The organism is Pseudomonadales bacterium (assembly GCA_013215025.1).
In the GTDB taxonomy this organism is placed as follows: domain Bacteria; phylum Pseudomonadota; class Gammaproteobacteria; order Pseudomonadales; family DT-91; genus DT-91.
Genome location: JABSRR010000087.1, coordinates 1 through 11049 on the forward strand (window position 1 = coordinate 1; position 11049 = coordinate 11049).

Here is an 11049-nt window from a genome sequence, read left to right on the forward strand (position 1 = left end):
GACCATCAATTAGGCGATGCGTTTTATTGGCATAAACTCTACCGCGTAAGCTTTCACTAGCATGGTTGGCAAAGCTTACTTGCACCTGACAGTAATGTCCTTCCTGCAGTTGAAAATCGCTTACCTTAAATGCAGTGACTTCCCGCCGGGGGGCGTCTAGCGCGCGACGCTTTGACCAGCTTAGCGGTTGCAGCTCAAACTCATATTGGCTTGTGCTGCCTGAACCTTCTGCTTGTTCGCCGCTGTTCTCGTCGTTCTTATAGTCGTTCTTATCGTCGTTCTTGTCGCGGCTCATGCTTGAGTAGTCGGTTTAACGTCCGGCGTGCTGTGCTGCTCGGCGACCAGAGAACACACAGTCAGCAATGGATAGTCCACTAACATAGCCGCGTGATGGAATACCTGCGGCAGAGCGACCAGCCGCATACAGCCCGGCAATGGCTTGCCCTTCTTGATTGAGCACTAAGCCTGTCTCTTCATCAACCTGCAGTCCGCCAAAGGTTAAAGATGGGCAGGGCGCAAAGAAAAAATCGTAGCAGACATTAATCGCATGGTAGGGGCCATCGCCTATAACCGGCATAAAATCTTTTGGCTTGCCCATCGGATCAGGTGCATCGCTGGCAGCAATTTGGTTATAGCTTTGCATGCTTGCAAGTAAAGATTTGGCGTCAATGTTCAGCTCTGCCGCCAGTGCCTCAATGGTGTTGGCGCGTTTGCGACCAAACCATAGGAAGAAGTAACCAACCATCACATGGAACCACTGCGCTTTGTCTAGCGTGAGGTCTTTTTTACTGGCCTGATAGGTTGCATCATCAATAATCACCCAGCCGATACCATCATGCTGCTCAGAAATTTGCTCACCCAGCTGGGCGCCATACAGCATTTCGTTGCAGATGCGCTCACCAGAGGGCCCAACTAGCATGCCTTTTACAAAGCTGGTGGGTGGGTTAATAAAGCGCCAAGCAGCAACGCTGTGCATATCGCTAGTTGCAGCACCAAGCTGCATCGCGAGGCTGATGCCAGAACCATCGTCGGTAAAGGTACCGAGCGGGCTGCCGCCAATATACTTCGGTGCATATTGTTTCACCATGGTTTGGTTGTTAAAAAAACCACCGGTGGCTAACACTACACCTTTGTTGGCACGAATATAAATAGCTTGGCCAAAACTGGTTTCTAAGTACTCGGTCCAGGCGGCGAAAAGATTAAACAAGGATGGAAAAAACAGCACCAAGTTGCGCAGCGCATAGGCGCTGCGATCAAAAATTTTATGCAGGGTTTTGCTCCACCAGCCGCTGCCCAGCTGCAGCGCTTTTACGCCGATCACGCTACCGTGTTGATCAGTAATTAGCGCGACTACTTTAGACTGAGTTTGCACGCTGATATTCTTTTTTGCTAATACCGCTGCACGCAGCGGCTCAAAAATAGCTGGGCCAGAAAAGCTTTTCTTATGCCCACGATGGCCACGCATTGCAGGGCTGGCGCTTTCATTATAAGGGGCAAAAGATTCATTGCCTGAAAAATACAAATAATACTGGTCGGGTGGAAACGAAGCCTTAAATGGGCAAGGTGAGGCATCAAATTTCACCCCATGCTGCACGATCCAATCAAAATTGCTGACGCTATCGTCGCAAAACTTCTTCAGCGTAGCATCCGATACGGCGCCTTTTACCTCTTGTTTGAGGTAGTTAAACATATTCTCGCTGCTATCTTCGACGTCAGCTTGTTGCTGAATTTCGGTGCCGCCGCCAGCATAGTAAATGCCGCCAGATATCGTCGTCGCACCGCCGCCTGATAGTCGGTCTAGCACGAGCGTGTCTAAGCCTTGCTCGCTGGCCTCCAGGGCAGCAGCGGCACCGGCGCCGCCAAATCCAACGACCACTAAGTCGGCTTCGCGATTCCATTGCATGGCGTCGCTATCTTCAATACAAATGGTTGATTCGGTGTAAACCTCTCGAAAACGAAGTTTATCTAATAGGCTGGCAATCATTATTATCGGTCTCACTATTTTGCGCGGCTATTGTAGCTTGTTGCGCAAACTGCGCCAATTAAGCTTGGGTAATAAAGGTTCGCTGCTGCGCATGCTTGATTATAGCGCATCTGAAGCAGTGCTCGCGGCGCGATTAATGGTACTATAGTGCCTGATTGAGTTTGATAGAGGCAGCATGCAGACATTTCTTTGGCACGATTATGAAACCTGGGGCATTGATCCGGCCTTAGATAAGCCCGCACAGTTTGCCGCGATTCGCACCGATAGCCAACTGCAGCCTGTTGCCGAGCCCTGCATGCTGTATTGTCAGCCGGCAGTCGATACTCTGCCGCAGCCTGAAGCCTGTTTGGTGACCAAATTAACCCCGCAGTTTGTTGCCCAGCAGGGCATACCTGAATATCGCTTTGCGCAGCAAATACATCAGCTGATGATGCAGCCGCAAACTTGCGTGGTGGGTTATAATAATATTCGCTTCGACGATGAAGTCACCCGACACACCTTTTTTAGAAATTTTCTCGACCCCTACGAGCGCGAGTATAAAAACGGTAACTCGCGTTTTGATCTGATTGATGTGGTGCGGCTATGCGCTGCGCTGAGACCTGAAGGGATTGCTTGGCCACAACATGAAAATGGGCTGCCATCATTTAAACTGGAAGATTTAACCGCGGCTAATCAGATTGCACAGACAGGGGCGCATGATGCCTTGGTTGATGTGCAAGCAACCATCGAGCTGGCGCGCTTAATACAAACCAAGCAGCCAAAATTATGGCAGTGGGCACTCAACTGCCGCAGTAAGCAATTTGTTACGCAACAGCTTAAGCTGGGTGAGCTGCAGCCAGTGCTGCATGTTTCAGGCATGTTTAAGTCAGCGTTCTATCATGCCAGTCTGGTGTTGCCCTTAGCGCAGCATCCGCACAATAGTAATGAAGTGATTTGCTATGACTTACGCGTTGATCCTGAAGACCTGCTGACACTGTCGGCAGACGCAATACGTGAGCGTTTATTCAGCGCATCTGCTGAGCTGGCCGGCGCTGAGCGAATTGCCTTAAAAAATATTCATATCAATAAATGCCCGATGGTGGCGCCAGTCAGCCTGTTAGATGCGGAGCTGGCCGAGCGAATTCAACTCGATCGCGGGCAAAGCCGTGCTTATTATCAGCGCTTAAAAGATGCGCCTGATTTACAGCAAAAGCTATTACAGGTATTTGCCCAGCGTGGCGATGAACGTCAGCTGGATGTTGAAAAAACCTTGTACAGCGGCGGTTTTCCGAGTCGTGCCGATAAAGCCTTGTGTGCCAAGGTGCAAAGTATGGACAGTTTTGACTTAGCCGGCCTTAGCTTTGAAGACCCGCGTTTTAATCAGCTGCTGTTTCGTTACCGAGCGCGACATTTCCCTGAAACCTTGAGTGAATCGGAAAGCTGGCGTTGGCGTGATCAATGTATGGCCAAATTTAACGGCGAGAGCGCCGCTAACGCGCAAAGCTTAAGCCTGCGAATGCAGCATATCCAGCAGCTGGCTGAGCAGCAGCAAGATGCACCAGAACGCCTGAAAATTTTGCAGTCGTTGTGGCAGTGGTTAGAACAGCTGGCTTAGCCAGATTCCTTGACTGGGTTTCGCAAAATTTGGCGCGCCGATAAGCTTGCGCATCACGGATGAATGCGACGAATCGCCTCATTCTGAGCAGACAAAAAAATACCTGCAGCAGCAGGTATTTTTAATTTATCGGGCTTGAATCAGATCGCTTATTTTAGCGCCATGTCCTTCAGCGTTTTCAAGGGGCGAACTTTCACCGCCGTGGTGGCAGGCTTCGCCTTAAACATCATTTCTTCGCCGGTGAATGGGTTAGTGCCTTTGCGTGCTTTAACCGCAGGCTTTTTCACAGTTTGAATCTTCATTAAGCCAGGTAAAACAAACTCGCCGCAGGCGCGAGGCTTAATATGACGTTCAATTACATCACCAAGCTCGTCAATGACGGCAGCAACATCTTTTTTGCTAAGAGAGGTGTTGTTAGCAATTTCTTCCAAGATTTGAGACTTCGTGTAACGGTCTTTGATAGCAGTCGATTTTTTAGTAGCTGCAGCGGCTTTTTTCACCGGTGCTTTTTTCACTGCTGCTTTTTTGGCAGCGACTTTTTTCTTAGCCGGAGCTTTTTTAGCGACAACTTTTTTAGCTGCTGCTTTTTTAGCGACGACTTTTTTCTTAGCCGGAGCTTTTTTCTTCGCGGCGACTTTCTTTTTTGCTGCTTTTTTCTTGGGAGCCATAGGGAAGTCCTTTATGTTGTTATCAATCGCAATAGCTTGCATGACAGCGCAAGCGCTGGCTGTCAGAGATTTATTTAATGCCTTTTTATTCTATTCATCAAGCATTAAAGTCTAAAAAAATAGGCTTTTTTCAGCAATCGACAATTTTTTTTCGCTCAAGCATGAAACTCAGCGCAAAAACTTACCAATTGCTGCAATTTTGCTATACTTGCGCGCCTTATTTTGACAAATCCCAGACCATTTGGTCATGACTACCCTGGAGACACACTATGCGCACTATTTACTGTGGCGCTGTTCGTTCTGAACATATCGATCAAACCATTACTTTAAGCGGATGGGTTGATCGCCGCCGAGACCATGGCGGCGTTATTTTTATCGATTTGCGAGATCGTGAGGGTATTGTGCAAGTGGTGTTTGATCCGGATACTGATCAGGCCTTTGCACTGGCAGATAAAGTTCGCAGTGAGTATGTGTTACAAATTACCGGCCGCGTGCGCGCCAGAGATGAGGCGGCAAAAAACGATAAGATGCCAACTGGCGATATTGAGGTTCTTGGTAAAGAAATTGAAATTCTCAATGCCGCCGAAACGCCACCGTTTCAACTGGATAGTTTTACCGACGTTGGCGAAGACGTTCGTTTAAAATACCGCTTTATGGATTTACGCCGTCCTGAAATGCAGCAAAAGCTTAAGCTGCGTTCAAGCATCACGCGCAGCATTCGCAACTATCTAGACGATCTGGGTTTCTTGGATATTGAAACGCCCATTTTAACCCGCGAAACACCCGAGGGTGCGCGTGANTATTTAGTACCGTCGCGAACCCATGAAGGCAAGTTTTTTGCGCTGCCGCAGTCACCGCAGTTATTTAAACAACTGTTGATGGTGGGCGGTTATGATCGCTACTATCAAATCGCGCGCTGCTTTCGCGATGAAGATTTACGGGCTGACCGTCAGCCAGAATTTACCCAGATTGATATCGAGGCCTCGTTTGTGTCGGCCGACGATATTATGGATATTGCCGAGGGCATGATCGCAAAGTTATTTAGCGATGTGTTAGATGTGCAGTTTGATAAGTTGCCACGCATGCCTTACGCCGAGGCTATTCGTCGCTTCGGTATTGACCGCCCTGACTTGCGCATTCCGCTTGAGCTAATCGATATCAAAGACTTGCTGACTGAGGTTGAGTTTAAGGTATTTTCGGGTCCCGCCAATGACCCTAAGGGTCGTATTGCTGCGATTAAAGTGCCAGGTGGCGCTGAAAAACTGACGCGTAAGCAAATTGATGCCTATACCAAGTTCGTCGCTATCTACGGTGCCAAAGGCCTGGCCTATATTAAAGTTAACGATAAAGATGATCTTGAGGAAGGTTTGCAATCGCCGATTGTGAAGTTTTTACCGACCGAAGTACGCGCTGAGATTTTGGCGCGCACCGAAGCTGCTAACGGCGACTTGATTTTCTTTGGTGCCGATAAGGCAAAAATCGTCAACGAGTCACTGGCGGCATTGCGAGTGAAGCTGGGTGAAGACCTAGACTTGATCGAGCAAGCTTGGGCTCCGCTATGGGTAGTCGATTTTCCGATGTTTGAAGAGGATGGCGAAGGTCAACTTAGCTCACTTCATCACCCGTTCACCTCACCTAAATGTTCGCCCGAAGCACTGCAGGCAAACCCGGCTGATGCGCTATCAGTTGCCTATGACTTGGTATTGAACGGCACTGAATTAGGTGGCGGCTCGATCCGTATTCACGATCAAACGATGCAGCAAACTGTGTTTGAGGTGCTGGGTATTAACGCTGAAGAGCAGCAGGAAAAATTCGGCTTCTTACTGGATGCGTTAAAATTTGGTGCACCACCACACGGTGGCTTGGCATTTGGTTTAGACCGTATCGTTATGTTAATGACCGGTGCCAGCTCAATTCGCGACGTTATCGCGTTTCCTAAAACGCAAAGCGCTGCCTGTGTGATGACCGATGCGCCTGCAGCGGTTAAAAAGCATCATTTGAATGAGCTGAATATCCAACTGAAAAAGCCTGCTAAAGCACAGCTTGCGGAATAGTCAAAACAGTAAAAGCTGTCATAGGCTAACACCTTGTCTATGTGGTTATGCTCTTAAAGGCTTAGCCTCTGAAGGGGTTAATTTCTCAGTGGCTTGACGTCTTATAGAAAGGCAAGCCACGTTTAGCCCCAATTATCGCTCAGCAAGTTAGCCTTTGATCCCTTATGGGCTTCTTTTGAGGTTTCGATAATGGCAATTATGGCTTTTTTCCGCTGGCGCAAATCGGACAGTCTGGATCGGGCTGTAAGCGCAGCGTGCGACATTGGTTATATTTGAGATCAAACACCAGCAGCTTGCCATAAAGGCTTTCACCATAGCCGGTCAATACTTTGATTGCTTCTAGGGCTTGCCAGCTACCGATCATGCCAACCAGCGGTGCTAATACGCCCGAGTCGCTGCAATTAAGTTGATCATCTTGCTGCGGTTGATACAGGCATTGATAGCAAGGGCTATCTGCTTGCCGAGGATCGAATACCGTTAGCTGCGCTTCGCTGCGAATTGCGGCTGCAGAAACCAGCGGTGTTTGGCTCTCGACCGAGAGCCGATTCAATAAAAAGCGCGTGCTAAAATTATCGCTACAGTCTAACACAATATCTACAAGGCTGAGGGTCTCAGCAAGTTCGCTTTCATCTAAGCGCGCATCAATACAGTGACAAACACAGTCAGGGTTAATCGCGGCGATCTGCTCGGCCAGCGAATGCACTTTACTGCGGCCAATGTCTGCTGTGCCATGAGCAATTTGCCGCTGTAGGTTAGACAGTTCAACTTGATCGTCATCCACTAGCGTTAAACGACCAATCCCTGAACTGGCTAAGTACAGCGCTGCGGGGCAGCCAAGGCCACCGGCGCCAATAATTAAGGCGTGGCTCTGCTTTAAGCGCAGCTGCTTTTCAACGTCAAAATCTTCCAGCAAGATATGCCGGCTATAGCGCAGTAATTCATCATCAGTTAGCATTGCCGCTCTCCCAATGACCAAAGCTAACGCGCGGATGACCAGCTAAGTCGTGCAAGGTATTAACCGCGATAAAACCGGCTTGATGCAGTAACTGACAAACCGCTTCAGCCTGCTGATAACCGTGTTCGAAAGCGAGCAAGCCATTGTTGCGCAATACCCGACCAGCCTGCTGAATAATGCGGCGGTAATCGGCCAAACCATTTTCTTCAGCCACCAAGGCCTGTACTGGCTCATGACTTAGATCAGCTAAGTGGGGATCGTTGCTAGCAATATAAGGTGGATTAGCGACGATCACGTCGAACTGGTTAGCGCCTATTGCATCTAACCAAGACCCCTGAATCAAATTGATATCAAGCTTTAGCTGCCGTGCATTTTGCTGCGCTGTGCTTATCGCTGCGCTGCTGCGATCAAGCGCAACAATTTGGTCAAAGCGCCGCGCGCTTTTCAATGCCAGCGCAATCGCGCCTGAGCCTGTGCCAAGGTCTAAAATGCGGCTGCAGGCGCTGGCGTCAGAGTGCGCTAATACACATTCTATGAGGGTTTCTGTATCGGGTCGCGGGATCAATACGCTAGGGTTAACGCTTAGACGAATATCCCAAAAGTCTTGATAGCCTAAGAGGTAAGCCAGTGGTTCGCCGTTCTGCAGCCGTGCCAGCAGGGCTGTAAACTGCTGCTGCTGTTCAGCCGTTAGGGCTTGTTCAGCATAGGCGATTAAGTAGCTTAAATCTTTATCTAAAATATGCGCTAATATTGCTCGACCATCGTGTACCGCCATATCATGCTTAAGCAGCTGCTTAGCCGACGTAATGGCAGTCGCAATGGTATGCGCAGGCATTACATATCGCCCATCGCCGCCAATTGGTCGGCTTGATATTCTTGTAGCAGTGGTGCGACCACAATGTCGACATCACCTTGCATAAACTCATCCAGCTTATATAAAGTCAGATTAATGCGATGGTCAGTGACCCGACCTTGGGGGAAATTATAGGTACGAATCCGTTCAGAGCGATCGCCAGAGCCGACTAAGTTTCGGCGTTCATCCGAATGCGCCTGCGCGGCTGAGTCGGCGGCCATGCTGTTCAGCTTGGCCTGCAATAAAGACATCGCCCGCGCGCGATTTTTATGCTGCGAGCGTTCATCCTGACATTCAACCACAATACCGCTTGGAATATGGGTTAAGCGAATTGCTGAGTCAGTTTTGTTAACATGCTGACCACCGGCACCTGAGGCACGAAAGGTATCAACCCTCAGATCGGCTTTGTTAATTTCAATCGCTTCAACTTCGTCAGGTTCGGCCAGTATGGCCACGGTGCAGGCCGAGGTATGAATACGGCCCTGTGATTCGGTTTCGGGTACACGCTGCACGCGGTGAGCGCCTGATTCAAATTTCAGATTTTTATACACATTATCACCAACAACGCGGCTGATAATCTCTTTGTAACCGCCGTGTTCGCCTTCGCGGGCCGATACCACCTCAACTTTCCAGCCCTGTTTTTCTGCATAGCGCGAGTACATACGAAACAGATCGCCCGAAAAAATCGCCGCCTCGTCACCGCCGGTTCCTGCGCGCACCTCAAGAAATACATTATGCGAATCGTTAGGGTCACTCGGAATTAATAAAATCTGCAGCGCGTCTTGCTGTTCGGCAAGGCTAGCTTCAGCAGTGGCTAATTCGTCTTTACCCATGGCCTGCATATCGGGGTCGTCATCCGCCAATAATAGCTGCGCTTCGGCCATATCTTCTTCGGTTTGTAAGTAGCGTTTAAAGGCCTGCGCGACCGGCTCAAGCTCGGCATATTCTTTTGATAAATCGCGAAACTTATTTTGGTCGCTGATAATGTCGGCATCGCCCAATAAGTGAGCCACCTCATCATAGCGGTCGCTTAAGGTTTCGAGTTTTAATTTGATCGAGTCTTTCATTCTGGAGGAGTCTTATTGTTATCTAGCTGTATATCAAGTAATTCGGCATAAAGCGCCAGCAGCTGCTTATCTTCACTGGCCGCTTGTTTGAGGCCAGCAGACGGTGCATGAATCAGTTTATTTGTCAGCTGCTTGCTTAGCTGTTCTAACACCTGTTCAGGGTCTTGGCCGTTGGCTAGCTGCTTAAGACTTTTATCTAAAGCCTGTTGTGCCATGCCTTCGGCTTGCTGTCGATAGGCTTTTAAGTACGGCACCGCATCGTTCATACGTTTTTCATTGAAAAAATGGGTTACGCCATCTCGAATAATCAGCTCAGCTTTGGCGGCCTCTTCTTTACGGGCCTTGCGATTCTCGTCAATGATGTCTTTCAGGTCGTCAACGGTATATAAAAACACGTCTTGCAGCTCGCCCACCTCGGGCTCAATATCGCGCGGCACGGCAATATCAATTAAAAACATAGGCCGATGCTTACGTTGACGAATTGCGCTTTCGATCGCACCCTTACCTAAAATAGGTAAGGAGCTAGCGGTAGAGGAGATAACGATATCGGCCTCGCTAAGCTGCTCACCGATATCGCCTAACAAAATAGCCTGAGCGCCGTATTGCTCGGCCAAGACTTTCGCGCGTGCTAGGGTTCGGTTGGCTACGATCATCTGACCAATATTCTTATCGAGAAGGTGTTTAGCAACCAGATCAATGGTTTCACCAGCGCCAATCAGTAACGCTTTGTTAGTCGATAAGTCACTGAAGATTTTCTGTGCAAGATGTACACAGGCAAATGCAACCGACACGGGGTTCTGCCCGATTGCGGTGTCGGTGCGAACTTTTTTGGCATAGGCAAAGCAATGTTGCAGTGCGCGGTCTAACTTGCTGTGAACGGTGCCGGCTGCTTTGGCGACCGCATAGGCCGACTTCATTTGACCAAATATTTGGGGCTCGCCAAGAATCATAGAATCTAAGCCTGCCGAGACGCGCATCATATGCGCTAGNGCTTGTTCATCTTGATAATGGTAAATGCAGGGGTTAACGGTATCTAGAGCAATATTTTTATAGCTGGCTAACCAGTGCAATATCTCTTGTTGCGCAGTAGCGCTTTGTTCACAGTGAGCTAAGATTTCGGTGCGGTTGCAGGTTGATAAAATCAGCACTTCGTTTAGCTTTGCTGCATGCGCGGCAGCATGCAGCGCTTCTTGCATCTGTGACGGGTCAAACGCCACTTGCTCACGCAGCGCAATACTCGCCGAGTCGTGATTGATGCCAAGCGCCAGTAATGCCATGAAAATTAAAAGCCGTATAAAGATTGATTACATTCTGTGACAGCTGCCACCATAGATGGTTTCATGGCGGCAGACAGCGTGCCATTCTAGCAAATTTCGCCTTTGTTTGCCCATTTATTCCGGCGGCCAGAAATTTATACAATCTGGTTTTTGATTTATCGCCGACTAGGAAGCTGGACAGAACTTTATCGCTGCGCTAACGTATGCCGCTGAATAAGCAGCTTAGTGTTCATCTGACGTTAATGTTTAAACGCTGTGGCACGGCAACTATCACCGTGCGGCCTAAGCAACTCTTAGCCCAAAACTTATAGCTGTCTACGTGTCGATACCTCACTTATATCAATCACACCCATACATGGCTAAAGCCGCACTATGGCGCTTGCTAACAGCTTGCTGCGCTGCACTGCTGCTGTTATCTGGCTGTACTAGCTGGCAACAGCGCGATGATCTCACTGAGTATGACTGGCAGGTAGAAGGCAAGCTAGCGATTCGAACGGTCAATACTAATGGTGAGACGCGCAATGAGCGCGCCAGCTTTCGCTGGCGCCAGTACCAGCAACAATTTTTATTCGAGGTGTTTTCCCCCATCGGTACGCG

General features: G+C 49.1%; 10 protein-coding genes. 3 read left to right on the forward strand and 7 right to left on the reverse strand.

The window, feature by feature from the left end:
• Together HRU21_07645 and HRU21_07650 are read right to left on the reverse strand one after the other, a co-directional pair.
• Positions 1-295: hypothetical protein (locus tag HRU21_07645; GenBank protein NRA42166.1), on the reverse strand; the 295-nt coding region annotated here is incomplete at its 3' end.
• A 15-nt stretch (positions 296-310) separates the two neighbouring features.
• The gene (locus HRU21_07650; protein ID NRA42167.1) at positions 311-1984 is read right to left on the reverse strand and encodes an FAD-binding protein; all 1674 of its coding nucleotides are present in this window, start codon (positions 1982-1984) and stop codon (positions 311-313) included.
• Positions 1985-2159: 175 nt separating this feature from the next.
• Here HRU21_07650 and sbcB point away from each other — a divergent pair, with 175 nt between their 5' ends.
• Positions 2160-3578: an exodeoxyribonuclease I gene (gene sbcB / locus HRU21_07655; GenBank protein NRA42168.1), complete on the forward strand. Its 1419-nt coding sequence runs from the start codon at positions 2160-2162 to the stop codon at positions 3576-3578.
• A gap of 149 nt (positions 3579-3727) precedes the next feature.
• On the opposite strand, the gene HRU21_07660 is transcribed toward sbcB, so the two are convergent.
• Positions 3728-4246, reverse strand: coding sequence for an HU family DNA-binding protein (locus tag HRU21_07660; GenBank protein ID NRA42169.1), 519 nt, complete (start codon positions 4244-4246; stop codon positions 3728-3730).
• Between the two features lie 269 nt (positions 4247-4515).
• Here HRU21_07660 and aspS point away from each other — a divergent pair, with 269 nt between their 5' ends.
• Positions 4516-6300, forward strand: a complete 1785-nt coding sequence (gene aspS, locus HRU21_07665) for an aspartate--tRNA ligase (GenBank protein ID NRA42170.1) — start codon at positions 4516-4518, stop codon at positions 6298-6300.
• Positions 6301-6496: 196 nt separating this feature from the next.
• Here the strand turns inward: aspS and moeB are convergent, their stop codons facing one another.
• From moeB to HRU21_07685, 4 genes are read right to left on the reverse strand one after another with little or no spacing between them, the layout of a single operon-like run.
• On the reverse strand, positions 6497-7255 hold the full coding sequence (moeB, locus tag HRU21_07670; GenBank protein NRA42171.1) for a molybdopterin-synthase adenylyltransferase MoeB: 759 nt from the start codon (positions 7253-7255) through the stop codon (positions 6497-6499).
• A complete protein-coding gene (gene prmC, locus HRU21_07675) occupies positions 7245-8090 on the reverse strand; it encodes a peptide chain release factor N(5)-glutamine methyltransferase (protein ID NRA42172.1) in 846 nt (281 codons plus the stop codon). The genes moeB and prmC overlap by 11 nt, the downstream gene beginning before the upstream one ends.
• Complete coding sequence (gene prfA, locus HRU21_07680; protein NRA42173.1) at positions 8090-9175, reverse strand: peptide chain release factor 1; 1086 nt, start codon at positions 9173-9175, stop codon at positions 8090-8092. Before prfA ends, prmC begins: the two co-directional genes overlap by 1 nt.
• The gene (locus HRU21_07685) at positions 9172-10452 is read right to left on the reverse strand and encodes a glutamyl-tRNA reductase (GenBank protein NRA42174.1); all 1281 of its coding nucleotides are present in this window, start codon (positions 10450-10452) and stop codon (positions 9172-9174) included. The genes prfA and HRU21_07685 overlap by 4 nt, the downstream gene beginning before the upstream one ends.
• 319 nt (positions 10453-10771) lie before the next feature.
• Here HRU21_07685 and HRU21_07690 point away from each other — a divergent pair.
• The coding region (locus tag HRU21_07690; GenBank protein NRA42175.1) for a hypothetical protein at positions 10772-11049 on the forward strand (278 nt) is incomplete at its 3' end.